We start from the raw sequence: 25,202 nt of genomic DNA on the forward strand, positions 1-25,202 counted from the left end.
GGCGGGATCACCCGCCGATCAGCACCAGCCACTCGTCTTCGTCCATGGTCTGGACGCCGAGTTCGCGGGCCTTGTCGAGCTTGGAGCCGGCACCCGGTCCGGCAACGACGATGTCGGTCTTCTTCGACACCGAGCCTGCAACCTTGGCGCCCAGGCTCTCGGCCTTGGCCTTGGCCTCGTCGCGCGTCATCTTTTCGAGCGAGCCGGTGAAAACCACCGTCTTGCCCGCGACCGGGCTGTCCGAGGCAACCGGCGCTTCCGCCGCTTCTGGCGTCACTTCCGAAAGTAGCCGGTTGACCACTTCGAGGTTGCGCGGCTCCTTGTAGAACTCGACGATGGCGCGGGCGACGACCTCGCCGATGCCGTCGATGCTGTTGAGCTCGTTCCAGGCCTCGCCGGTAAAGGTCGCCGCCTCGCTCATCGCAGTTCCAAAGTGCTCGTAGTTGCCATAGGAGCGCGCCAGGAGCTTGGCCGTCGTCTCACCCACATGGCGGATGCCGAGCGCGTAGATGAAACGCTGCAGCGCGATCGAGCGGCGCGTGTTGATGGCGTCATAGAGCTTGCGCACGCTGACGCGGCCAAAGCCGTCGATGTTTTCAAGCTTGGTGAGCGACGCCTCCTGGCGCTTCTCCAGCGTGAAGATATCGGGCGCTGTGCGGATCGAAAGCGTCGGATCCTCGCTTTCGAAGAAGAACTCGATCTGCTTCGATCCGAGGCCCTCGATGTCATAGGCGTTGCGCGAGACGAAGTGCTTGAGATGTTCGACCGCCTGGGCGCGGCAGACGAAGCCGCCGGTGCAACGGCGCACCGCATCCACCTTGCCGGTCTTCTCGTTGATGTCGCGCACCGCATGGCTGCCGCAGACCGGGCATGTGGTCGGGAAGCGGTAGGGCTCGGCCCCTTCCTTGCGCTCGTCCATCACCACGTCGACGATTTGCGGAATGACGTCGCCGGCGCGCTGGACGATCACCATGTCGCCAATGCGGATGTCCCTGCCCTCGCGGATCGGCTCGCCCGAATTGCCGAGGCCCTTGATGTAATCCTCGTTGTGCAGCGTCGCATTGGTGACGACGACGCCGCCGACCGTGATCGGCTCGAGGCGTGCCACCGGCGTCAGCGCGCCGGTGCGGCCAACCTGGATGTCGATCGCCGTCAGCCGGGTAAAGGCCTGCTCCGCCGGGAACTTGTGTGCCGTCGCCCAGCGCGGCGAACGCGAGCGGAAGCCGAGGCGCGCCTGCAGGTCGAGCCTGTCGACCTTGTAGACGACGCCGTCGATATCGTAGTCGAGATCCGGCCGTTCCCGCTCGATGTGATGGTAGTGCTCAAGCAACGCATCAGCCGAGGAGAGCCGCTGCATCAGCGGGTTGACCGGGAAGCCCCAGTTCTTGAACACCTCGACCATGCCCATCTGCGTATCGGCGGGCATTTCCGAGATCTCGCCCCAGGCATAGGCGAAGAAGCGCAGCTTGCGGCTCGCCGTCACCTTGGCGTCGAGCTGGCGCAGCGAACCCGAAGCGGTGTTGCGCGGGTTGACGTAGAGCGGCTTGCCGAGCGCCGCCATCTCGGCGTTGAGCGCGGCAAAGTCGGATTTCGCCATATAGATTTCGCCGCGCACCTCGACGACGTCAGGCGCATCGGCGGGCAGCGTCTGCGGGATCATGCCGATGGTGCGGATGTTGGCGGTAACGTTTTCGCCCGTCGTGCCGTCGCCGCGGGTCGCCGCCGTCACCAGCCGACGGTTCTCGTAGCGCAGCGACATGGAGAGACCGTCGATCTTCGGCTCGGCGGTAAAGGCGATCGAATTATCAGGTAGCTGGCCGAGGAAGCGATAGACCGACGCCACGAAATCGCGCGCGTCCTCGTCGGAAAACGTATTGTCGAGCGACAGCATCGGCCGGGCGTGAACGACAGGCTGGAAGGTGACGGACGGCGCCGCCCCCACCTTCCGAGACGGGCTGTCCTCGCGCACGAGTGCTGGAAAGAGCGCCTCGATCGCATCGTTGCGCCGCTTCAGCGCGTCGTAGTCGGCATCCGAAATCTCCGGCGCGTCCTGACCGTGATAGAGCGCGTCGTGCCGGGCCAGTTCGGCCGCGAGAAAGGCGAGCTCCGCCGCCGCTTCCGTTTCGGTGAGGTTTTCGACGGGTTTCAGTTCGTTGGACATACGCAAGGACTCCGGATTCGGAGTCGTTTTTACTGCATGATTCCTTAAATCGGAATCGATTTGGACAACATCATGCAGGAATTCAAAGTGCCACAGCGACCTTCGTCGCGTCCTTTGGGCGCGCGGCGCCGTAAGCAACCACTGCAACAGAAAAGTGCTAGCGGCTAGCCGTTACCGGCGAGCAGTCGGGCGGCAGCCGCCCTTGCCTCTTCGGTGATCGAGGCACCGGCAAGCATGCGGGCGATTTCCTCGGTTCTGGCCTTGTCGTCCATACGGGCGACGCGGGTCGAGATCATCTCCGACTTTTCGGCCGAAGGCCCCTTGGAGATCAATAGGTGCGTCGCTGCCCGCGCGGCGACCTGCGGTGCGTGGGTGACGGAAAGCACCTGCACGGTCGCCGAAAGCCGCTTCAGCCGCTGGCCGATGGCGTCCGCCACCGCACCACCGACCCCGGTGTCGATTTCGTCGAAGACGAGCGTCGGCGCCGAGCCGCGATCGGCTAGCGCCACCTTCAGCGCCAGCAGGAAGCGCGAGAGTTCGCCACCTGAAGCAACCTTCATGATCGGCCCCGGACGGGTGCCGGGGTTCGTCTGGACGTGGAACTCGACGAGATCGATGCCCTCGGCCGTCGCTTGGGCCGGGTCGCTCTGAACTTCCACCATGAAGCGCGCGCGCTCGAGCTTGAGCGCCGGCAGTTCGGCCATGACAGCGGCGGAAAGGGCGGATGCCGTGCGGTGACGCTTTTCCGAAATCGAGCGCGCCGACGCGTCGAAGGCTGACCTGGCGACGCCGACCTGCCCTTCGAGCTGCTTCAACTTTTCTTCACCTGCGTCGAGATCGGCCAGATCGGAGATCATGCGCGCAGCCAGCGCCGGCAACTCGGCCACCGGCACGGAGTATTTGCGGCTTGCGCCGCGAAGGGCGAACAGGCGTTCCTCCACCCGCTCCAGCTCTTTCGGGTCGAATTCGGTGTTGCGCAGCGCCCGCTCGACGGACATCTGCGCATCCGAAAGCTGGTTCAGCGCCCCGTCGAGCAACTCGACCGTTTCTTCGAGCAGGCCCGGCGCTTCCTGGCTCTTGCGCTCGAGGCGGCGCACCAGCGAGGCGATCAGCGGAACCGGCGAAGCGTTGCCGTTCAGGAACTCCGAGGCTTCGTTGATGTCGCCGGCGATGCGCTCGGCCTTCATCATCCGCGCCCGGTTCTCGGCAAGCTCGTCTTCTTCGCCGTCGCGCGGGCTAAGCTTTTCCAGCTCTTCCACGGAGGAACGCAGATAGTCAGCCTCGCGCGCGGCAGCCTCGACGCGCTCGCGGTGCTTCTTCAGGCCGCGCTCGGCATCCTTCCAGGCCCGGAAGAGGTTGCCGACATGCTGCGCCTCGTCGGCGGTGCCGCCGAAAGCATCAAGCAACGTGCGGTGCGCATCGATATCGACGAGCGCACGATCGTCGTGCTGTCCGTGAATTTCGACGAGCGTCTGCCCAAGCTGGCGCATCAGCTGCACACTGATCGGCTGGTCGTTGACATAGGCCTTGGTGCGGCCGTCGGCCGATTGCACGCGGCGGAAGATCAGATCGCCGTCGTCGTCGATGCCGTTTTCACCGAGCATCAGCCGCGCCGAATGACCGGCCGGCACGTCGAAGACCGCCGTCACCTGCCCCTTGTCCGAACCGTGGCGCACCAGCGAGCCGTCGCCACGGCCGCCAAGCGCCAGCGACAAACTATCGAGCAGGATGGATTTGCCGGCACCGGTCTCGCCGGTCAGCACCGAGAGCCCGGCGTCAAAAGCCAGATCAAGCCGTTCAATCAGGACGATATCGCGGATCGAAAGCTGGGCGAGCATCCGGGGTTAAATCTTCCTTGACGGGCGCTGACGAAATCAGGCGCCGATGAGGTTCTTGGCAGCGCGCGAAATCCACGAGTTGCCGCTTTCACGCGGCTCGAGGCCACCCGACTGCAGCAGCTTGAAGGAATCGGAGTACCACTGGCTGTCCGGATAGTTGTGGCCGAGAACGGCGGCAGCGGTCTGCGCCTCCTGGGTCACGCCCATCGAGTAATAGGCCTCGGTCAGGCGCGCCAGCGCTTCCTCCACCTGGTTGGTGTTCGGATACTGCTCGATCACGACGCGGAAGCGCGAAACGGCGGCAAGGTATTCCTTGCGCTCGAGATAGTAGCGGCCGACCTGCATTTCCTTGCCGGCCAGCTGGTCGCGGGCAAAACGGATCTTCGACTTGGCGTCGTCGACATATTCGGAGTCCGGATAGCGATCGACGACGGCCTGCATGGCCTCGATCGCCCGCATTGCCGGCTTCTGGTCCTGCGTTACCGCCGGGATCTGCTTGGTATAGGCCAGGCCCTGGATGTACTGCGCATAGGCTGCGTCTTCGGACTGCGGATAGAGATTGAGGTAACGACCGGTGGCGTTGATCGCCTCCTGGTACTGCCCGTTGCGGTAGGAAACGAAGGCATTCATCACCAGCGCCTTGCGGGCATATTCCGAGAACGGATGCTGGCGGTCGAGCGCTTCGAACTTGCGCGACGCTTCCGTCGTCTTGCCGGCGTTGAGGTTGGCAAGACCTTGATTGTAGAGCACTTCCGGTGGATCGGTTTCCGCCGTCAGCTTGGTGATGTCGATATCGGGATCGTTCTGGCAGGCGGTAATCAGGGCGCTGCCGGCAATGGCCGCAACAATCACGGCCGCCACGCGCGCTGACTTTCTCAGATCAACAGAAACTGCAAGAACCATCGGATATTCCCGTTCCATTCTGCGGGCTTGGACCCCGCCAGACATGCGCTTTTAGAGCAAGTTACCTTGAGACCGCAACGTCATGATCGGTGATTCATGCAAATTTGTGGCGGCCCTATCATGAAAATGCCGGCCTTTCGGCCGGCGACTGGAGGAGATTGTAACTTTTTTTGTTATGCGGACCAAGGCGCGAAGCCCGGAACTGCAACGGCAACCATATCGCGCGCGCGGGTACGCTGACGCGGGGTCGCCGTTTCGACGACTTCGTAGGCCGTCGGATCGCTGAGGAGCGCCTTCAGTGCATTGGCGTTCATCTTGTGGCCGCCGCGATAGGAGCGGTAGCAGCCGATGAACGGGGCACCGGCGAGCGAGAGGTCGCCAACCGCATCGAGCGTCTTGTGGCGAACGAACTCGTCCGTGTAACGCAGGCCTTCGACGTTGATGACGGCGTTGTCGTCGGAAATGACGACCGAGTTTTCGAGCGAGGAGCCGAGTGCAAAGCCGGCGGCCCAGAGCCGCTCGACGTCACGCATGAAGCCGAAGGTGCGGGCGCGCGACAGCTCGCGCTTGAAGACCGACGGCGTCATGTCGCCCTTCCAGGACTGGCGGCCGATCAGCGGGCAATCGAAGTCGATCTCAACCTCGAAGCGCATGCCGTCATAGGGCGTGAACTCCGACCAGGAGGCGCCCGATTCGATGCGGACCGGCTTGACGATGCGGATGTAGCGACGCTTGACCGCAAGGGCACGAACGCCCACCAGCTCGATCGCGTCGATGAAGGGTTCGGAGCTGCCGTCCATGATCGGCATTTCAGCGCCATGAACTTCGATCGTCAGGTTGTCGAGGCCGAGCGCGTAGATGGCAGCCATCACATGTTCGATCGTGGCGATCGAGGTGGCCGGCGACATGCCGAGAACGGTGCACAGATCAGTGTTGCCGACCTGCGAGGAAACCGCCTTGTATTCGCTAACCCGGCCGTTTGCCTGGATGCGCTGGAAAACGATGCCCGCATCGGCTTCGGCCGGGTGGAAGGTGATCGACACTTCCGCACCCGAATGAACGCCGATACCCTTCAGCGTTACCGGGCTTGCAATCGTCGTCTGAAACCCGAGCAATTCGATTCCCATTCTCGTCACTTTCAATACTTGTGGCCGATGGCCAGAACCTGCCGGTGAACGCAGCAATCTTCAGGGCACAAGCAAGGCACCCGAGAGTCTCGGAGCAAAGTCCGATCCTCTGCGTTTCGAACAGACAGCGCTTGATCGAATCGCATGCGTCCCCAATTTCGAGTCTGAAAATAAGAGTTTGGAGGCACCATTCCAAATCACTGTTCGTTTCGCTTTGTTACGTATTTGCGACGGTCCGTAACACAGGATCAAACATCTGAAATGATGAAGAAAATGCAAAAATGCCCGGGCAGTTGCCCGGGCATTCGGCAAGGTGAAGGAACGGGCCTTCCAATCAGTTCGACTGACGGCGCAGGAACGCCGGGATTTCGAGCTGATCATCTTCGTGCGGGCGCGCCTGCTGCGAAGCGCGACCGTGATCGTCAAGCTGGCCGCGACGCGGCGCATAGAGGCTCGCTTCCGGCGAGAGCGGCCGGCGCTGCTGGGAAGCAGCGGTCGGTGCAGACGCCGTCATGTCGGCGGCTGCAGGGGTCTGTTCGCGGTCACGCAGGCCAAGCGAGCTGGTGATGCGGTTGAGCAGGCCCATCGGGCCGCGCTCTTCCTGCATCGGAGCTGCCGGCTGGGCGCGGCGGTCCATCTCGGCCTTTACGACCGGCGGAAAGTCTTCGACCTTCGGCATGCGAACCTGTTCCGGCTGCTGACGCATGACCGGAGCGACAGGCTCCTGGCGCATGATCGGCTGCGGCTGCGGCTGGACCTGAACCGGCTGCATCTGCGGCTGCGGCTGGCGCATGACCGGAGCGGCTTCTACCGGTGCTGCGCCGGCGAAAAGCTTGCTCTGGGGGCGAAAGTTCTCTTCGTGCATCGGCTGAACCGGAGCCTGCGCCTGCGCCTGGGCAGCGCGGGTCGCGATATCCAGTTCCCGCTCCATTTCGGCTTCGCGGATGGCGGCTGCGATCTGGTCGGCGGTTGCCTGCTGCTGCACCGGCTGCTGAACCGGCTGAGCGACCGGCTGCTGCATCACCGGCTGGTGAACCGGGGCCGGCTGATGCTGGGCAACGGGCTGCGGCTGCTGGGCCGGAATGGCGGCGGACGGCCGAACGACCGGCTTGGCTGCTACCGGACGAAAGTCGGCGGAACGACCCGCCACCTCCGCAGCCGTACGGTCGATGCCGGTGGCGACGACCGAGACGCGGATCAGGCCTTCGAGTTCTTCGTCGAACGTCGCGCCGAGGATGATGTTGGCATCCGGGTCGACTTCTTCGCGAATACGGGTTGCAGCTTCGTCGAGTTCGAACAGCGTCAGGTCGCGACCGCCGGTGATCGAGATCAGCAGGCCCTGGGCACCCTTCATCGAGGTTTCGTCGAGCAGCGGGTTGGCGATCGCGGCTTCGGCAGCGGCCAGTGCGCGGCCTTCGCCCGAAGCTTCGCCGGTACCCATCATCGCGCGACCCATCTCACGCATCACCGAACGGACGTCGGCGAAGTCGAGGTTGATGAGGCCTTCCTTGACCATGAGGTCGGTGATGCAGGCAACGCCGGAATAAAGAACCTGGTCGGCCATCGCGAAGGCGTCCGCAAAGGTCGTGCGGTCGTTGGCGATGCGGAAGAGGTTCTGGTTCGGGATGACGATCAGGGTGTCGACCGACTTCTGCAGTTCGGCGATGCCCTGGTCGGCGAGACGCATGCGGCGCGCGCCTTCGAAATGGAACGGCTTGGTGACGACGCCGACGGTCAAAATGCCCTTGTTGCGGGCGGCCTGAGCGACGATCGGGGCCGCACCGGTGCCGGTGCCGCCGCCCATGCCGGCGGTGACGAAGCACATGTGGGTGCCGTTGAGGTGGTCGATGATCTCATCGATGCACTCTTCGGCGGCCGCACGGCCGACTTCCGGCTGCGAACCGGCGCCGAGACCTTCGGTGACGGCGACACCCATCTGGATGATGCGCTCGGCCTTGGTCATGGTCAGAGCCTGGGCATCGGTGTTGGCGACGACGAAGTCGACGCCCTGGAGGCCTGCAGTGATCATGTTGTTGACGGCGTTGCCGCCGCCGCCACCCACACCAAAGACGGTGATGCGGGGCTTCAGCTCCGTGATATCCGGCTTCTGCAAGTTGATAGTCATTGTACCCGTTCCTTCTGTTTTCTGGCCGCCTTGCCGAGCCGACCAAATCTTTCAAAGTCCTAGTTTGTATTCACCCGGTTCCGTCCCTGTCGGAGCCGGGCGGCTCTACTCAAAAACTCTCTTTCAACCACTGGCCCATGCGGGCGATGCGGCCGTTGCCGGCACCGAGCGCCGAGAACATGCCGCCATGGGAGGCATGGGTCTCGAGGTCGGCGACCTGCGGATAGATCATCAGGCCGACCGCCGTGGAGAAGGCCGGACCCTTGGCAGCCGCCGGCAGCCCGGAAACTCCGAGCGGACGGCCGATGCGAACATTGCGGGCGAGGATGCGGCGCGCCGCTTCCGGCAGGCCCGTGAGCTGGCTTGCGCCGCCCGTCAAAACGATGCGCTTGCCGACGATCGGGCTGAAGCCCGAGCGCTGGATACGATCGCGGATGAGTTCCAGCGTCTCTTCGATGCGGGCACGCACGATGCGCGAAACGAGCGCGCGCGGCACATGCGTCGGCTGATCGCGGTCGTCCTCGCCGATCGGCGGGACGGAGACGATGTCGCGCTCGTCGGCGCTGTTGGGCAGCGCCGAGCCGTGCACGACCTTCAGCCGCTCGGCATCCTCGATACGGGTCGAAAGACCGCGTGCCAGGTCCGTCGTCACATGATGGCCGCCAAGGCTGACGGCGTCGGCGTGAACCAGCTTGCCCTCGGCAAAGACCGAGATCGTCGTCGTGCCGCCACCCATGTCGATCGCCGCGCAGCCAAGCTCGACTTCGTCGTCGACGAGCGCGGCAAGACCGCTGGCATAGGGCGTCGCCACCATACCTTCGACCGAAAGGTGAGCGCGGTTGACGCAGAGTTCCAGGTTCTTGAGCGCCGCGCGCTCGGCCGTCAGCACATGCATGTCGACGCCGAGAACGTCGCCGAACATGGCGAGCGGATCACGGATGCCGCGTTCGCCATCGAGCGAGAAGCCCGTCGGCAACGAGTGCAGGATGGCGCGGTCGGAGCGCAGCGACTGCTGGCCGGCGGCCGACAGGACCTTGCGCAGATCGTTGGCGTCGACTTCCTGACCGCCGAGATCGATCGTCGCGGTGTAGACGTCGCTCTGCAGACGGCCCGCCGAAACGTTGACGATCATGCTGTCGATGGTAAGGCCGGCCATACGCTCGGCCGCATCGACCGCGAGCCGCACGACGCTTTCGACCGCATCGAGATCGGCGACAACGCCGTTCTTGACGCCGCGCGACTTCTGATGGCCGATGCCGATGATTTCGACGTTGTGGGTGCGGTTAGGCAGGATCTGGCTTTCGGCGCGCGGCGTCAGCCGGCCGATCATGCAGACCACCTTGGTCGAACCGATATCCAGCACCGAGACGACATGAGACCGCTTTGAAGAAAGCGGCTTCAGGCGCGGCAGGCCAAAGCTGGAGGACCCGAACAAACTCATATCCGCCCCTCTTTCTTCTTCTCGGTCTCCTGCGCCTTCAGCATCTTGTCCCTCGCCTTCAAGGCAACTTCGCGCCGGGTCACTGCATCCGGCGTCAACTGAACTGTGGTTCGATCTTGCAGTCTCAGGTCCACGGCAGCGATGTCGCGCTCGAGGAGCTGGTGCTGGCTTTCCATGTCGGACAGCACCTGCATCGCCCGGGCAACGTCATGCTCCGGCAACTTGACGACGATGCCGTTGTCGAGGCGCAGGTCCCAGCGGCGACCGGCGACACGGACGAAGGCCTTCACCCGCGAGCGGATCTCCGGCCAGCGGGAAAACTCGTCGTAGAAATCGGCGGCCGCCGTCTCGGCGTCACGGCCGACGAAGAGCGGCAGGGCCGCGAACTTGTTGTCGCGCAGCGGCGCAATCACGCTGCCGCTTCTTTCGATCAACGAAAGGTCGGAGCCGTGCTGCCAGATGCCGAACGCCTTGCGCTCGGTGAGGCTGACCTCGATCGTGCCGGGGTAAACCTTGCGAACGGTGACGCCCTGCACCCAGGGCATTTCCGCAATCAGTTTGCGCGCCTCGGCGATATCGAGCGCCACCAGCGAGGTCGTGCCATCGAGGCCGAGCTGCTGCAGGATATCGATCTCCGAGGTCTGGTCGTTGCCGGAAACCTTGACGTCCTCGATGGCGAAACCGGCGGCCGTGGTCGATGCCTGGGCGAAGTTCTGCGTGTGCCCGCCAAGCGACATGCCGTAAAAACCGGTGGCGGCAAAGAATGCGAGCGCCGAGATCGTGCCCGTATGGGCGGGGAAGCGAATGCGGCCAGCCCCGAGACTGACCAGGAATCGAACGGCACGGCGCAGCGGACGCGGCAGCACGCGGCCACCGTCCACGTCGACGGCAGCAGCACCGTCGAGGTGACGAACCCTCTTGCCTCTTCTGCCCCTCAACGCAAACACGACGCTTCCTCCACCATCCAACTCAAAAACTCACCGAAACCATAGCCGGCATGCGCAGCCATTTCGGGCACCAGGGAGGTTGGCGTCATGCCGGGCTGGGTGTTGATTTCCAGCCAGATCAGCTCGCCCTCACCGGAGGAACTGTCATCGAAACGAAAGTCGGATCGGCTGACGCCGCGGCAACCGATTGCCTGATGCGCCTTCAGAGCGAGTGTTTGTATTTTTTGGTAAATATTTGGTGAAATCTGTGCCGGAATGACGTGGCTAGAACCACCTTTTACGTACTTGGAGTCGTAATCGTAGAAGGCGTGGCCCTGCGGAATGATCTCGGTTACGCCTAGCGCACGATCACCCATGACACCGCAGGTCAACTCGCGACCGGCAACATAACGCTCGACCATGATTCGGTCGCCATAGCGCCACTCGCTCGACGTCACCACCTGCGGCGGATGCGACTGATCTTCCTTGACGATGACGACCCCGAAGCTCGAACCCTCGCGGACCGGCTTGACGACATAGGGCGGCTTCATCGGATGCTTCGGGCCGAAAGCGTGGCGATCCATCACCTGCGCGTCGGCGACCGGAATGCCGGAGGCGGCAGCAACGTGCTTTGCCTGCGCCTTGTCCATGGCGAGCGCGGAGGCGAGCACGCCGGAATGGGTGTAGGGAATTTCCAGATACTCGAGGATGCCCTGGATCGTGCCGTCCTCCCCGAACGGACCGTGAAGGGCGTTGAAGGCGACGTCCGGACGGAGTGCCGCCAGCACCTCTGCAACATTGCGATCGACGTCGATTCGGGTGACGCGGTAGCCGGCAGCCTCGAGGGCATCCGCACAGGCAGCCCCGGACGACAGGCTAACCGGTCGCTCCGAAGAAAATCCGCCCATCAGGACAGCCACATGCTTGCCGCTCATTCGAACCCCCAGACAATACGCCACTATCGCAAGGTTTCCTTGCGTCTGGCTGATTCCGGTTTTCGCGAGTCACCGGCGCCATTGAGGTCACTAGAACGGCATTATGGTTAACGAACCGTTTACTTTCGTTAACCTTAGTCGGGAAACGAAACACGCGCGGCGCCTGCGCATACACGGGCGAAAACGCATTTTAGCGAGAGATCAAAGGGTTGCGAAGTAATCCTGAATCGAATGCATAACAGGCAAAAAAAATGAAAAACCCGCTGCGCAGGGCAGCGGGTTCCTTGCCTGACCGAATCCGAAGCCGGATTAGTCGTCGTCGCCGACGATCTTCCAGACGATGCCGGCGATCGCCGCACCGACGATCGGCGCCACCCAGAACAGCCACAATTGCTGAATGGCCCAGTCGCCGACGAAGAGCGCCTGGCCTGTTGAGCGGGCAGGATTGACCGACGTATTCGTGATCGGGATCGAGACCAGGTGAATAAGGGTGAGCGCCAGGCCGATGGCGATCGGTGCGAAGCCGGCAGGCACGCGGCCATGGGTGGAACCGAGGATGATGAACAGGAAGAAGAAGGTCAGCATCACTTCGGCGACGAGTGCTGATGTCAGCGAATAGCCGCCCGGTGAATGTTCAGCGTAGCCGTTGGCCGCGAACCCGCCGAGCTCAAAACCGGCCTTGCCACTGGCAATCAGATAGAGCACGGCGGCAGCGGCAATTGCACCCAGCACCTGCGAGATGACGTAGCCGACGAGCTTATGAGACGGAAACTTGCCGGCAACCATCAGTCCAACCGAAACGGCCGGATTGAAATGCCCGCCGGAAATGCCGCCGACCGCATAAGCCATGGTGAGAACGGTAAGACCAAAAGCAAAGGAAACGCCGAGCAGGCCGATGCCGACCTCAGGAAAGGCGGCCGCCAGCACCGCGCTGCCGCAACCACCGAAAACGAGCCAGAATGTACCGAGAAATTCCGCTGAAAGCCTTTTAAACATGCATTCGCTCCTGAAAAACGAAGCCGATCGCTTCAGCTGCCGAGAGTTTGCCACAATTTGATTCCGGTCAAGCGCGGTTGAGTGGCGCTGGAAACGCCCGTTAAAAGCGAAGAAGAACTGACACGTGTCAGCTCCCTGGCCTAGGAAAGGTCAAACCCTGGTAGCGCGCCGGGCAACCATGCATGAGCGGAACAATGCTGCGCACGACGCCGCGATCGTTCGCATATCTTACGATATTAGGGTTTCGTCATGCCGAAACTTGCGTTAAGACGCCCATAACCGCCTCCCAAGACGGCCTCACATCCATGTCAGGAATTATGAAAATGACAGACGCGACAACCACCCTGTCGCCGAAGAACAATGCGTCGAAGCACGCGGCAGTGAACTCCCCTGCCCGGGTGCTGTTCGCAAGCCTCGTCGGCACGACCATCGAATTCTTCGACTTCTACGTATACGCCACCGCCGCGGTTCTCGTTTTCCCGCACCTCTTCTTCCCCGGCGCCGACCCGACCTCGGCGATGCTGCAATCCTTCGCGACCTTCTCGATCGCCTTCTTCGCCCGCCCCTTCGGCGCCGTGGTCTTCGGCCACTTCGGCGACAAGGTCGGCCGCAAGGCGACACTGGTGGCGGCGCTGATGACCATGGGCATCTCCACCGTCGTCATCGGCCTCCTGCCTACCTATGCGACGATCGGCGTCGCAGCTCCGCTGCTGCTGGCACTGTGCCGCTTCGGCCAGGGTCTCGGCCTCGGCGGCGAATGGGGCGGCGCCGTCCTGCTCGCCACAGAGAACGCGCCCGAGGGCAAACGCAGCTGGTACGCCATGTTCCCGCAACTCGGCGCCCCGATCGGCTTCATCCTCTCGGCCGGCACCTTCCTCATCCTCGGCGAAGTGATGAGCGACGAAGCCTTCCTCGCCTGGGGTTGGCGCGTGCCGTTCATCGCCAGCATCCTGCTGGTCGCCGTCGGCCTCTATGTCCGTCTGAAGATCACCGAAACGCCGGAATTCCAGAAAGCCGTCGACAAGCACGAGCGCGTGCAGGTGCCGATCGCCGAGATCTTCCGCTCGCACAAGCGCAGCCTGGTGCTCGGCACCTTCGTGGCGCTCGCGACCTTCGTGCTGTTCTATCTGATGACGGTGTTCTCGCTGTCCTGGGGCACGGCGAAGCTCGGCTACTCGCGTGAGCAGTTCCTGGTCGTGCAGATGACCGGTGTCGTCTTCTTCGGCCTGATGATCCCGGTTGCAGGCATCCTGTCGGACCGCTTCGGCCGCCGCCTGATCCTGATCCTGACGACCATCGGCATCGGCATCTTCGGCATCTTCATGGCCTCGCTGCTCTCGAGCGGACTTGGCGGCGCATTCCTGTTCTCGATCATCGGCCTCGGCCTCATGGGCCTTACCTACGGCCCGATCGGAGCGGCACTCGCCGCCCCCTTCCCGACCTCGGTGCGCTACACCGGCGCCTCGATGACCTTCAACCTCGCCGGCATCTTCGGCGCGTCGCTGGCGCCCTACATCGCCACCTGGCTCGCCACCAACTACAGCCTGGATTATGTCGGCTACTACCTGCTGGCCGCCGCCGCCATCACGCTTCTGTGCCTAGTGCTGTCGACGGAAGACGAGGTTTCGGCCTGATCACGACCGGCTGCGCCCCATACGCAGCCGGCCACTAAAAGAAAAGAGCCGCAGCGGCAACGCTGCGGCTCTTTTCGTTTGGCGGATGCTGGCGAGGATCGCGATCTAGTCTGAACTCGCGCCCATGAAGATGACGGCACCTGCCTCACGTCGGAAGATAAGCGCGAAGTCCCAAAACACGGGGTATGCCGGATGCCCGGCTTTAAGCCAGAAGGACTCGACCTTCGTCGATGTCTTGATCGTCGTGTCGACCTGCTTCTCAAGTCGCTCGACCAGGGACATGAATTGTTCGGATTCAAACACCGCGCGGGAAGGACCAGCACCGGCGTCCCCAACATAGAGCAGAGCGTCCTTCACCCCCGGCCACACAGCCTCAGCTTGGGCTTCTTCTATCCCGCCCAACGTGGCCCCAGCTCCTAGCGCCATCTGGACAAGCGCGACTGAATCCGTCGGCTCGACGGCTTTAACCTCGTACAGCTTCAGGAAGACGGAATAGTTGGTTGAAGCCGCGTTCAATGTGGCTGCAATTCGCTCCAGCGTGTCTTGATCCATTGTTCTGCCACGGAGCGTGGTGATGCCGCTCGCCCGATAAACAAAAGGCCGCGGCGTCTCCGCCACGGCCCTTTCTAGCACTGTCCCGCTCAGCCTCAGGCGATGCCGCGGCCGAGGAATTCCTTGATCTCGTAGCCCGGCATGAAATTGCCGATGCGCTTGATTTCCCATTCGAGCCGCACGCCGGAATGTTCGAGCACGCGCTGGCGCACCGTCTCGCCGAGATATTCGAGCTCGTAGCCGGTCGCCTGGCCGGTGTTGATCATGAAGTTGCAGTGCAGCGGCGACATCTGCGCGCTGCCGATCATCAGACCGCGGCAGCCGGCCTCGTCGATCAGCTTCCAGGCCGAATGGCCCTCGGGATTTTTGAAAGTCGAGCCGCCCGTCTTCTCGCGGATCGGCTGCACCGTCTCACGATGCTGGCGCACCGCATCCATGTCGGTGCGAATCTTGTTCTTGTCTTCGGCGTAGCCTTCGAACACCGCATGGGTGAAGATCAGGTCTTTCGCCGCCGAGGAATGGCGGTAGGCGTAGCCCATGTCCGCATTCGACAGCACATGCTGGTTGCCCTGGCGGTCGACCGCATGGACCTCGACGACCCGCTCGCGGGTCTCTGAACCATTGGCGCCGGCGTTCATGCGCAGCGCGCCGCCGAGCGAGCCCGGGATGCCATAGTAGAAATAGAAGCCGCCGATGCCGTGATCGAGCGCCATGGCCGCGATGTTCTTGTCCGGGCAGATGGCGCCGGCCTTGATGCGGTTTTCGCCGACGAGTTCCAGATCGCCGAAGCCCTTGGCCGAGAGCCTGATGACGACGCCGGGAATGCCACCGTCGCGCACGAGCAGGTTCGAGCCGACACCGACCACCATGACCGGCACTTCGGCCGGAACAAGCTTCAGGAAGGTGATGAGATCATCCGTATCGTGCGGCTGGAACATGAGCTCGGCAAGGCCGCCGGCGCGGAACCAGGTGACGCGATCCATCGGCGCATCGGGCGTGATACGGCCGCGCACCGCGCTGACACCACTTCCAAGCGACTCCAGTAGTTTCTGACCGTTGACCTGTTTCATGCTCAATTTCCTGAAATATCCGCGAGTTCCTTTGGCAGGGCAGCTGCCCAATAGGTGATGCTGCCAGCCCCCAAGAGAACCACAAAATCGCCGGGCTGTGCAATCTTGCTGACAACCGGCGCAATTGCCTCCGGACCGGAGACGTAACGGGCGTCGCGATGGCCGCCGGCCTTGATCCGATCCACCAGCTCCTCGGCGGTGGCACCGGGGATCGGTTCTTCGCCGGCAGCATAGACGGGCACGATCAAAATCGTGTCGGCGTCGTTGAAGCAGGCGGAGAATTCCTGGAACAGGCTCGAAAGGCGCGAGTAGCGGTGCGGCTGGTGCACGGCGATGATTCGGCCCTGGCAGGCCTCGCGCGCCGCCTTCAGCACCGCCTTGATCTCGACCGGATGGTGGCCGTAGTCGTCATAGACGCGCACGCCCTTCCACTCGCCGGTAAGCGTGAAGCGACGCTTGACGCCGCTGAAGGAGGCAAGCCCCTTGGCGATCGCTTCCGGGCTGATGCCGAGGCGCTGGGCAACCGCAATCGCAGCAGTCGCGTTGGAGACATTGTGGCGGCCGGGCATCGGCAAGCGCAGATCCTTCATCGCGATCACCTGGCCGGTGCGGCGGCGGCGGATCTCGATGTCGAAGATCGAGGTGCCGTTGTCCATGCGGATGTTGTGGAAGCGCACGTCGGCCTGCGGGTTCTCGCCGTAGGTGACGACCTTGCGGTCCTCGATCTTGCCGACCATCGTCTGCACTTCCGGATGGTCGAGGCAGAGAACGCCGAAACCGTAGAAGGGCACGTTCTCGACGAACTGGCGGAAGGCCGCACGCACCGCATCGAAATTGCCGTAGTGGTCGAGATGTTCCGGATCGATATTGGTGACGATCGCTACATCGGCCGGCAGCTTCAGGAAGGTGCCGTCGGATTCGTCGGCCTCCACCACCATCCACTCGCCCTCGCCCATGCGAGCGTTGGTGCCATAGGCATTGATGATGCCGCCGTTGATGACGGTCGGATCGAGGTTGCCGGCCTCGAGCAGCGCCGCGACCATGGAGGTCGTCGTCGTCTTGCCGTGCGTGCCGCCGATCGCGATTGCGTTGCGGAAGCGCATGAGCTCGGCGAGCATCTCGGCCCGACGCACGACAGGCAGGAACTTCTCGCGCGCCGCGATCAGTTCCGGATTGTCCTTCTTGATCGCGGTCGAAACGACGATCACCTCGGCGTCGCCGATATTCTCGGCCTTGTGGCCGACGAAGACCTCGATGCCCTTGTCGCGAAGGCGCTGCACATTGGCACTGTCGGACTGGTCAGAGCCCTGCACCCGGTGGCCGAGATTGTGCAGCACCTCGGCAATGCCGCTCATGCCGATGCCGCCGATACCGATGAAATGGACCAGCCCGATGGTTTTCGGCATTTTCATGAGCGTGTTTCCCTGAATTTCTCGACTGTCAAACCGCTGGCAATAGCCTCAACGAGGGATGCAAGCAAGCTTGCTGCGTCCGGCTTGCCGGTTTCCCGGGCATTTGCGGCCATTTGAGCGAGGGATTGCGGGTTGCCGATCGCGTCCTTGAGGATGCCGGCCAGGCGGTCTGCGGTCAGTTCGCCTTGCGCGATTACCCGCGCCCCGCCCTTGGCGGCGAGCGCAGCGGCATTGGCCGCCTGGTCGTGGTCGAGCGCATAGGGATAGGGCACCAGGATCGCCGGGCGCCCTATGACCGCAAGCTCCGAAACCGTCGAGGCGCCGGAGCGGCAGATGACGAGTTGCGCGCCGGCGATGCGCTCGGCCATGTCGGTGAAAAAGGGCGAGACCTCGGCCGGTACGCCAAGCTGCTCATAGGTCGCGATCACGCCGTCCTTGTCTTCCGGCCGCGCCTGCTGCGTCACCGTGATGCGCTGGCGAACGTCGTCTTCGAGCCGGCAGATCGCCTGCGGGACCGCCTTGGAGAAATACTGCGCGCCCTGACTGCCGCCGAAGACGACGAGGTGGAACGGCGCGTCGCCGTTGGCCGCCGCATAGGGCGAATTGGCGGCGGCGAGCACCGCCGGACGGACCGGATTGCCCGTCGTCACGGTCTTGTCGGCAAAGGCGCCCGTGCCCTCCGGCAGGAAACCGCCGGCAATCGCCTTGACGCGGGAGGCGAGTGCCTTGTTGGCCCGACCCATGACCGCGTTCTGCTCGTGGATCAGCGACGGCACGCCCATGCCGGTGGCGGCAAGCAACGGCGGCACGGTCGGATAGCCACCGAAGCCGACAACGGCCTTGGGCTTCAGCCGGGCAATCAGCTTGCGGGCGGCACGCATGCCGGTCCACAGCGTCCACAGCGACTTCACCACGCTGACCGGGTTCTTCGAGCCGATCGTCGCCGAGGGAACGACATGCACTTCATCGGCCGGGAACTTGCCGGCATAGCGCTCGGCGCGGCTGTCGGTGACGAGATGCACCGAATAGCCGTTGGCCTTCAGTTCGTGGGCCAGCGCTTCCGCCGGAAACAGGTGGCCGCCGGTGCCGCCGGCGGCGAGCAGGATGATGCCTTTGGTCATATTTTACTCCGCCGGCACGCCAATGCCGGACCGAAACAGGCTGCGCTCCACGGCGCGCTTCTCCGGACGGTGACGGGTCAGCGCCAGGATGAAACCGGCGGTGACGCAGATCGCCACCATCGACGAGCCACCATAGGAGATCAGCGGCAGGGTCATGCCCTTGGCCGGAAGCAGTTCGAGGTTCACGCCGATGTTGATCATCGACTGGATGCCGATTTGGAGAACCAGGCCGGCAACGGCGAACCGGTTGAAGTCGTTGCGTTCGCGGAAGGCGTGGTTGAGGCCGCGCATCACCAGGAAGGCGAAGATCAGCACGATGACCATGCAAAAGACGATGCCGAATTCTTCGGCCGCAACGGAAAAGACGAAGTCGGTATGGCTGTCCGGGATGATGCGCTTGACGATGCCTTCACCCGGACCCCGGCCGAACCAGTCGCCGCGAATGATCGCTTCGCGCGCCGTGTCCATCTGGAAGGTATCGCCCTCCCCGGTCAGGAACTTGTCGATACGCGCGGCCACGTGCGGCAGCATCGTATAGGCGACGAAGAAGCCGCCGAGGGCTGCACCACCGAGCAGGATGATCCAGAGCCAGGGCATGCCCGCCATGAAGAACATGCCGCCCCAGACGGCAGTGGTCAGGATCGTCTGGCCAAGGTCCGGCTGGGCGACGAGAAGAGCGGCGACGATGCCGAAAAGCAGGATGGCAAAGAGATTGCCCGGGATTTCCGGCTGGCGCGCATGCTCGGAAAAGAGCCAGGCGCAGACGACGACGAAGGCGGGCTTCATGAATTCGGACGGCTGGATCGAGATGCCGGCGATTGAAAGCCAGCGCATCGACCCTTTCACCTCCTCACCGATGAACAGCACCAGCACCATCATGCCGAGCGAACCGGCGAGAAGCAGGATCGCCGCACGCCGGACCTGGCGCGGTGAGAGGAAGGAAATGCCGACCATCACCACCAGTGACGGCAGGAGGAAAAGCGCGTGGCGCTTGACGAAGTGGAAGCTGTCGAGGCCGATGCGCTCGGCAACCGCCGGGCTTGCCGCAAAGGACAGCATGAAGCCGACCCCCATCAACAGGATGAAGGTCGCCAGAAAGAACCTGTCGATCGTCCAGAACCAGTCGGCCACGGGGCCACGTTCGGCTCGGCTTACCATCTTGTCAGTCCCCTTCTCCGGCGCCTTTTGCGCCCCACGTCCGAATACCCGCACCCGCTTCCGTTTCGACCGGTGCCTTCAGCACCGGCCTGACGGACTAAATCAGCATCGTCACGCCATCGATCGCGCGCACATGGCCGACGAAGGCATCACCGCGCACCTCGAAGTTCTTATACTGGTCGAAGCTTGCGCAAGCCGGAGATAGCATCACCGCCGAAGGACCGCCTTCGTCCCTGCCGGCCTCCGCCGCCGCGTGCGCCACCGCCTGTTCCAGCGTACCCGAAATCTCGTAGGGAACGGCCTCGCCCAGGGTCGCAGCGAAGGCGGGTGCCGCCTCGCCGATCAGATAGGCCTTGACGATCTTCGGGAAGAAGGGCGCAAGCGTCGTGATGCCCCCCTCCTTCGGCAGACCGCCGGCAATCCAGTAGATGCGCTCGTAGCTCGAAAGCGCCGGCGCGGCCGCGTCGGCATTGGTCGCCTTGCTGTCGTTGACGAAGACGACAGCACCCTTGCGCCCAACCGGCTGCATGCGGTGCTTGAGGCCCGGGAAGCTCTTGAGGCCCGCACGGATTTCAGCCTCGCTGACGCCGACCGAAAGGCAGGCGGCAATGGCAGCAGCCGCATTCTGGGCATTGTGGCCACCACGCAGCGTCTGGATGCCGTCGAGATCGACGAACAGGCCCGATGTGCCGCCTTCCGCCTTCAGAATGCGCGAACCTTCCGCATAGAGGCCGTTGGCGAGCACGTGGCGGCTCGAGATCCGCACGACCCTGGTGCCGGCACGCTCGACGCGATCGGCGATCAGCGCCGAGAAGCTGTCGTCGACGCCGACAATGGCCGTGCCGCTGCCGGCAACCAACCGTTCCTTGATGTCGGCGTAATGCTGCATCGTGCCGTGACGATCGAGGTGGTCGGGCGTGAGGTTCAAGAGAATGCCGGCCGTCGGGTTCAGCGTCGGCGCCAGATCGATCTGGTAGGACGAGCACTCGACCACATAGAAGCGGCCCGCCTTCGGAGGATCAAGCGTCAGCACTGCCGTGCCGATATTGCCGCCAAGCTGGGTGTCGCGTCCGCTTTCGCGCAGGATATGGGCGATCAGCGCCGTCGTCGTCGATTTGCCGTTGGTGCCGGTGATGGCGATGAAAGGGCAATCGGGCGCATGGGCGCGACGTTCGCGCACGAAGAGTTCCACGTCGCCGATGATCTCGACGCCCGCCGCGTGGGCAAGATCCACGGTCCAGTGCCGCTTCGGATGGGTAAGCGGCACACCGGGCGATAGCACGAAGGCAGCAAAGGCTGCCCATTCCACCGTGTGCAGGTCCGCCGTCGGCACGCCAGCGGCCGCAGCCTTGGCGACGCTATCGGGATTGTCGTCCCAGGCGGTAACGTCCGCGCCGCCGGCGACCAGCGCCTGTGCCGTCGCCAAGCCCGATCCGCCGAGACCGAAGAGAGCGACCTTCCTGCCCTTGAAGCTGCTGACCGGGATCATCGTCCGCTCACCGAAGCTTGAGGGTGGAGAGGCCGACCATCGCGAGGATGACGGCAATGATCCAGAAGCGGATCACGACCTGGCTTTCGGTCCAGCCCTTCTTTTCGAAGTGGTGGTGGATCGGCGCCATCAGGAAGACGCGGCGGCCGGTGCGCTTGAACCAGAAGACCTGGATGATGACCGACAGTGTCTCCATGACGAAGAGGCCGCCGATGATGACCATGACGATCTCGTGCTTGACGGCAACGGCAACGGTGCCGATCAGACCGCCGAGCGCGAGCGACCCGGTGTCGCCCATGAAGATTGCAGCCGGCGGCGCGTTGAACCAGAGGAAGCCGAGGCCGGCGCCGATGACGGCGCCAAGGATCACGGCGAGTTCGCCGGTGCCGGGCACGAAATGGATCTGCAGGTAGTTGGCGAAGACGGCGTTACCGGCAAGGTAGGCAATCAGGCCGAAAGCTGCGGCGGCGATCATGACCGGCACGATCGCAAGGCCGTCGAGGCCGTCCGTCAGGTTCACCGCATTGCCGGCGCCGACGATGACGAAGCCGCCGAACAGCACGAAGAAATAGCCGAGGTTGAGGATCAGGTCCTTGAAGAAGGGGAACGTCACCGAGGAGCCGAAGGTAGAGCCGGATGCACCGCTCGAAAGCGAGGCCTGCATCATGAAGAACACGGCGATCGCTGCGATCACGAATTCGATGCCGAGGCGCGCTTTGCCGGAAAAGCCCTTTTCGGACTGCTTGGTGACCTTGAGGTAATCGTCATAGAAGCCGATGGCGCCAAAGCCGAGCGTGACGAGCAGGGTCGAGACCACGTAGACGCTCGAAAGATCGGCCCAGAGCAGCGACGAGACGACGATGCCGGCCAGGATCATCAGCCCGCCCATGGTCGGCGTACCGGCCTTCTTGAAATGCGTCTGCGGCCCGTCGGCGCGGATCGGCTGGCCCTTGCCCTGGCGGATACGCAGCGAGGCGATCATCGCGGGGCCGAACAGGAAGACGATCATGGCCGAGGTGAAAAGCGCCGCACCGGTGCGGAATGTGATGTAGCGAAAAAGATTGAAAAACTGAAAGTGGTCCGCCAGTTCCACGAGCCAAATGAGCATAAGGGACCTTTCCCCAAAGGTTTCCTGCATAATTCCTAAGGATAAAATTATGCAGCAGTTTAAAGTGCCACGGCGACCTTTGCGCGTCTTACGAGGACCCGCGGCGCCGTAAAATCAGAAACCCGTCCAACAGAATCATCTGAAAAACGATACGCGCTTGCATGCGAAAGTGTTAGGGCGCGCCCACCTAACGCCAGGCTGTATCCACCGCGCCCGTCATGGGCAGTGTCGCCGGCTTATCCCTCGGCTTCAGGTCCCTCGACTTCCGCTGCCGGATAGGTATCGATCAGCGCCTGCACGATCTTGGCGCAACCGGTCCCCTTCGATGACTTGATCATGACGACATCGCCCGGCGCGACCGCGGCCAGCGCATAGGCCTTCAGCTCCTCGACGCTCTCGCGGTAGATAACCGAGACCTCGGGAGGCAAGGCATCGCGAAGATGCGCCATCAAGGGCCCGGCAAGCCAGACATCGGTGATGCCGGCTTCGACCAGCGGACGTGCGAGTGCCGCGTGCACATCGACGGCGTGTTCGCCCATTTCCAGCATGTCGCCGAGCACGGCGATGCGACGGCCGCCGACCGGCGGCTCGCTGTCACGCAGGAGCGCGATCGCCGCCCGCATCGAGCTCGGATTGGCATTGTAGCTTTCATCGATCAGCTTCAGCGTGCCGGTGCCGATCGTGAGCGTGTGGCGTCGGCCCCTGCCCGTTTCGGCCTGCATGGTTGCAAGCGCCGAAGCCGCACGGTCGAGATCGCCACCGGCAAGCTTCACGGCTGCCAGGACCGCCACGGCGTTCTCCGCAATGTGCCGTCCGGGCGCGCCGATCGCGACTTCCAGCGTCCGCCCGCCGATGCCGGCCCAGAGGATCGAGCCCTCCGCGCCGCCACTGAATTCGACCAGCCGGAATTCCGCCTTCGGATTGGCGCCGAAGGAATGGATGTGGCTGACACCGGCCGCGGCCGCTGCATTTTCCAGCAGCTTGTATTGCGGGCTGTCGTGAATGATCAGTGCGTGGCCGCCATTGGCGACACCTTCGAAGATTTCGGCCTTGGCTTCGGCGATCTGATCGAGGCTCTCGAAATTGCCGAGGTGCGCGGCGGCGATGCTCGTCACCATGGCCACATGCGGCCGCACCATGGCGGTCAGCGGCCGGATCTCGCCCGGATGGTTCATGCCGATTTCGAAGATGCCAAAATCGGTTGCCTCAGGCATGCGCGCAAGCGTCAGCGGCACGCCCCAGTGATTGTTGAAGGAGGCGACGGAAGCATGCACGCGCCCCTGGGGCTGCAGCACATGCCGCAGCATTTCCTTGGTGGTCGTCTTGCCGACCGAGCCGGTGACGGCGATGATCTTGGCCGCACTGCGGTCACGCGCCGCACAGCCGAGACGGATCAGCGCTTCGAGCACGTCGTCGACGACGATCATCGGCGCATTCAGCCGTCCGAGCGCCGGCAGCTTGCCTTCGCTGACGACCAGCACCGCCGCGCCATTGGCCAGCGCGATGCCCGCGTAATCGTGACCGTCCACACGGTCGCCCCTGATCGCGAAGAAAGCTTCGCCCTTGCCGATCGAACGGCTGTCGATCGAGATCCCCGAGATGCCCTCGGGCAGATTGCCAACCGGCCGGCCGTTCATCGCGGCCAGGAGATCGCTGCTTGTCCAGAGCCAGTTCAAATCACAAGCCTCCCAATGCCTTGCGGACCTCCGCATGATCCGAGAAGGGCAGCGTGACGGAGCCGATCGTCTGCCCCTCCTCGTGTCCCTTGCCGGCAACGATCAGCGTGTCGCCGGTCTTCAACATGCCGACCGCCGTGCGGATCGCCGTGGCGCGGTCGCCGATCTCGATCGCGCCCTTGGCGGCAGTCATGATTTCGGCGCGGATCACCTCGGGGATTTCCGAGCGCGGATTGTCGTCGGTCACGATCGTCACGTCGGCAAGCCGCGTGGCGATCTCGCCCATGATCGGGCGCTTGCCCTTGTCGCGGTCTCCGCCGCAGCCGAACACCACGACGACGCGGCCCGTCGTGAACGGGCGCACCGAGGCGAGCACGTTTTCGAGCGCATCCGGCTTGTGGGCGTAATCGACATAGGCGAGCGCTCCGTCCCTGGTCTGGCCGACCAGTTCGAGGCGCCCGGAAGCGCCCTGCAGCTTTTCAAGCGCGGAAAAGGCAGCCTTGGCGCTGATGCCGGTGGACATGGCAAGGCCCGCCGCGACCAGTGCATTCGCCACCTGGAAATCGCCGGCGAGCGGAATGTGGATTTCGAAGATGTCGTCGCCGACATGCACTTCGGCCGATTGCTTGTGGCGGAAGTGCTCGACCCGCTTCAGCGAGATGAAATCGCCCTTGCGGCCGACCGTGCGCACGTCGAGCTTTGCCTTGCGGGCAGCTGCGATCGCCTGCTCCGACCACTGGTCGTCGGCGAAGATCAACGCCGGCGCGCCCTTCGGCAGGAGCGCATCGAACAACCGCATCTTGGAGGCCATGTAGTGCTCGACCGTCGGGTGGTAGTCCATGTGGTCGCGGCCGAGATTGGTGAAGGCGGCAGCCGAAAGGCGCACGCCGTCAAGCCGGCTCTGGTCGAGGCCGTGGCTGGAGGCCTCCATCGCCGCATGGGTGACGCCGGCATCGGCAAGCTCGGCCAAGAGCTTATGCAGCGACACCGGATCGGGCGTCGTCAGCGAGCCGTAATCGTTGCGACCGGGAGCGATGACGCCTGTCGTGCCGATCATCGCCGCTGCGAAGCCCGAATGCGCCCAGATCTGGCGGGTGAAGGAGGCGACCGAAGTCTTGCCGGCGGTGCCGGTCACGGCAACCATGGTCTCCGGTTGGCGGCCGTAGAAGGCAGCGGCGGCGCGCGCCAGGAACGCGCGGGGTTCCGACAGCTTCAGGACCGGCGCCGACGGGGCATCCACGTCCGAGTCCGCTTCGGTGACGACGGCGACCGCACCGCGCTTCAAGGCGTCGGCGACATAGGCGCTGCCATTGGCCTTGCTGCCGGAAACGGCAACAAAGAGATCCCCTGGCTGAACCTGCCGACTGTCGGCCGTCAGTCCGGCAACGTCGATATCGGCAGCAGCACCGTTCAGCTGCGCCGAAAGCTCCGGAAAATTCGTTCCCGCCAGGTCTTTGATCTTCATGAACGCACGTCTCGCATCGATTTCGATCCGCGAGAATCGCGAATCGTCCGCTTTCTCATTTCATG

At 63.6% G+C, this 25,202-nt stretch carries 19 protein-coding genes; 1 reads left to right on the top strand and 18 read right to left on the bottom strand.

The genetic code is table 11. The features are described 5' to 3' along the window. Window positions 1–7 precede the first annotated feature (7 nt). The 9 genes from ligA to aqpZ all read right to left on the bottom strand — a co-directional run bounded on the left by ligA (window position 8) and on the right by aqpZ (window position 12,452). Complete coding sequence (gene ligA, locus LAC81_RS11780) at window positions 8–2,161, bottom strand: NAD-dependent DNA ligase LigA (RefSeq protein WP_223724941.1); 2,154 nt, start codon at window positions 2,159–2,161, stop codon at window positions 8–10. A 164-nt stretch (window positions 2,162–2,325) separates the two neighbouring features. After that, window positions 2,326–3,999 carry a DNA repair protein RecN gene (gene recN, locus LAC81_RS11785; RefSeq protein WP_223724942.1) on the bottom strand — a complete coding sequence of 558 codons (1,674 nt, stop codon included), beginning with the start codon at window positions 3,997–3,999 and terminating at the stop codon, window positions 2,326–2,328. Between the two features lie 36 nt (window positions 4,000–4,035). Continuing rightward, window positions 4,036–4,902: an outer membrane protein assembly factor BamD gene (locus tag LAC81_RS11790; RefSeq protein ID WP_113540711.1), complete on the bottom strand. Its 867-nt coding sequence runs from the start codon at window positions 4,900–4,902 to the stop codon at window positions 4,036–4,038. A gap of 173 nt (window positions 4,903–5,075) precedes the next feature. Beyond that, window positions 5,076–6,029 (bottom strand): UDP-3-O-acyl-N-acetylglucosamine deacetylase, encoded by a 954-nt coding sequence (gene lpxC / locus LAC81_RS11795; protein ID WP_113540712.1) that lies wholly within the window; start codon window positions 6,027–6,029, stop codon window positions 5,076–5,078. 334 nt (window positions 6,030–6,363) lie between these two features. Then, the gene (gene ftsZ, locus LAC81_RS11800; protein WP_113540713.1) at window positions 6,364–8,154 is read right to left on the bottom strand and encodes a cell division protein FtsZ; all 1,791 of its coding nucleotides are present in this window, start codon (window positions 8,152–8,154) and stop codon (window positions 6,364–6,366) included. A 109-nt stretch (window positions 8,155–8,263) separates the two neighbouring features. Further along, window positions 8,264–9,595 carry a cell division protein FtsA gene (gene ftsA, locus LAC81_RS11805; protein ID WP_113540714.1) on the bottom strand — a complete coding sequence of 444 codons (1,332 nt, stop codon included), beginning with the start codon at window positions 9,593–9,595 and terminating at the stop codon, window positions 8,264–8,266. Next, window positions 9,592–10,542 (bottom strand): cell division protein FtsQ, encoded by a 951-nt coding sequence (ftsQ, locus tag LAC81_RS11810; RefSeq protein WP_223724943.1) that lies wholly within the window; start codon window positions 10,540–10,542, stop codon window positions 9,592–9,594. Before ftsQ ends, ftsA begins: the two co-directional genes overlap by 4 nt. Continuing rightward, window positions 10,530–11,456, bottom strand: coding sequence for a D-alanine--D-alanine ligase (locus LAC81_RS11815; protein WP_113540716.1), 927 nt, complete (start codon window positions 11,454–11,456; stop codon window positions 10,530–10,532). The genes ftsQ and LAC81_RS11815 overlap by 13 nt, the downstream gene beginning before the upstream one ends. Window positions 11,457–11,765: 309 nt before the next feature. Beyond that, a complete protein-coding gene (gene aqpZ / locus LAC81_RS11820; RefSeq protein ID WP_223724944.1) occupies window positions 11,766–12,452 on the bottom strand; it encodes an aquaporin Z in 687 nt (228 codons plus the stop codon). Between the two features lie 323 nt (window positions 12,453–12,775). Between aqpZ and LAC81_RS11825 the strand changes: the two genes are divergently transcribed. Next, complete coding sequence (locus LAC81_RS11825) at window positions 12,776–14,086, top strand: MFS transporter (protein WP_223724945.1); 1,311 nt, start codon at window positions 12,776–12,778, stop codon at window positions 14,084–14,086. A 105-nt stretch (window positions 14,087–14,191) separates the two neighbouring features. Here LAC81_RS11825 and LAC81_RS11830 read toward each other — a convergent pair whose 3' ends face one another. The 9 genes from LAC81_RS11830 to LAC81_RS11870 all read right to left on the bottom strand — a co-directional run bounded on the left by LAC81_RS11830 (window position 14,192) and on the right by LAC81_RS11870 (window position 25,137). Next, entirely contained in the window at window positions 14,192–14,704 is a 513-nt protein-coding gene (locus tag LAC81_RS11830; RefSeq protein WP_223724946.1) for a hypothetical protein, read from the bottom strand. A gap of 29 nt (window positions 14,705–14,733) precedes the next feature. Continuing rightward, on the bottom strand, window positions 14,734–15,708 hold the full coding sequence (gene murB / locus LAC81_RS11835; protein ID WP_113540720.1) for a UDP-N-acetylmuramate dehydrogenase: 975 nt from the start codon (window positions 15,706–15,708) through the stop codon (window positions 14,734–14,736). A gap of 2 nt (window positions 15,709–15,710) precedes the next feature. Continuing rightward, complete coding sequence (gene murC / locus LAC81_RS11840; protein ID WP_223724947.1) at window positions 15,711–17,120, bottom strand: UDP-N-acetylmuramate--L-alanine ligase; 1,410 nt, start codon at window positions 17,118–17,120, stop codon at window positions 15,711–15,713. Then, window positions 17,117–18,241, bottom strand: coding sequence for an undecaprenyldiphospho-muramoylpentapeptide beta-N-acetylglucosaminyltransferase (gene murG / locus LAC81_RS11845; protein ID WP_223724948.1), 1,125 nt, complete (start codon window positions 18,239–18,241; stop codon window positions 17,117–17,119). The genes murC and murG overlap by 4 nt, the downstream gene beginning before the upstream one ends. 3 nt (window positions 18,242–18,244) lie before the next feature. After that, window positions 18,245–19,399, bottom strand: coding sequence for a putative lipid II flippase FtsW (ftsW, locus tag LAC81_RS11850; protein WP_113540723.1), 1,155 nt, complete (start codon window positions 19,397–19,399; stop codon window positions 18,245–18,247). A 97-nt stretch (window positions 19,400–19,496) separates the two neighbouring features. Further along, a complete protein-coding gene (gene murD, locus LAC81_RS11855) occupies window positions 19,497–20,888 on the bottom strand; it encodes a UDP-N-acetylmuramoyl-L-alanine--D-glutamate ligase (protein WP_223724949.1) in 1,392 nt (463 codons plus the stop codon). 7 nt (window positions 20,889–20,895) lie between these two features. Further along, a complete protein-coding gene (mraY, locus tag LAC81_RS11860; RefSeq protein ID WP_223724950.1) occupies window positions 20,896–21,996 on the bottom strand; it encodes a phospho-N-acetylmuramoyl-pentapeptide-transferase in 1,101 nt (366 codons plus the stop codon). A gap of 236 nt (window positions 21,997–22,232) precedes the next feature. After that, entirely contained in the window at window positions 22,233–23,672 is a 1,440-nt protein-coding gene (locus LAC81_RS11865) for a UDP-N-acetylmuramoylalanyl-D-glutamyl-2,6-diaminopimelate--D-alanyl-D-alanine ligase (RefSeq protein ID WP_223724951.1), read from the bottom strand. A 1-nt stretch (window position 23,673) separates the two neighbouring features. Further along, window positions 23,674–25,137, bottom strand: coding sequence for a UDP-N-acetylmuramoyl-L-alanyl-D-glutamate--2,6-diaminopimelate ligase (locus LAC81_RS11870; protein WP_223724952.1), 1,464 nt, complete (start codon window positions 25,135–25,137; stop codon window positions 23,674–23,676). Window positions 25,138–25,202: the final 65 nt, after the last annotated feature.

This window comes from Ensifer adhaerens, assembly GCF_020035535.1.
Classification (GTDB): Bacteria; Pseudomonadota; Alphaproteobacteria; order Rhizobiales; family Rhizobiaceae; genus Ensifer.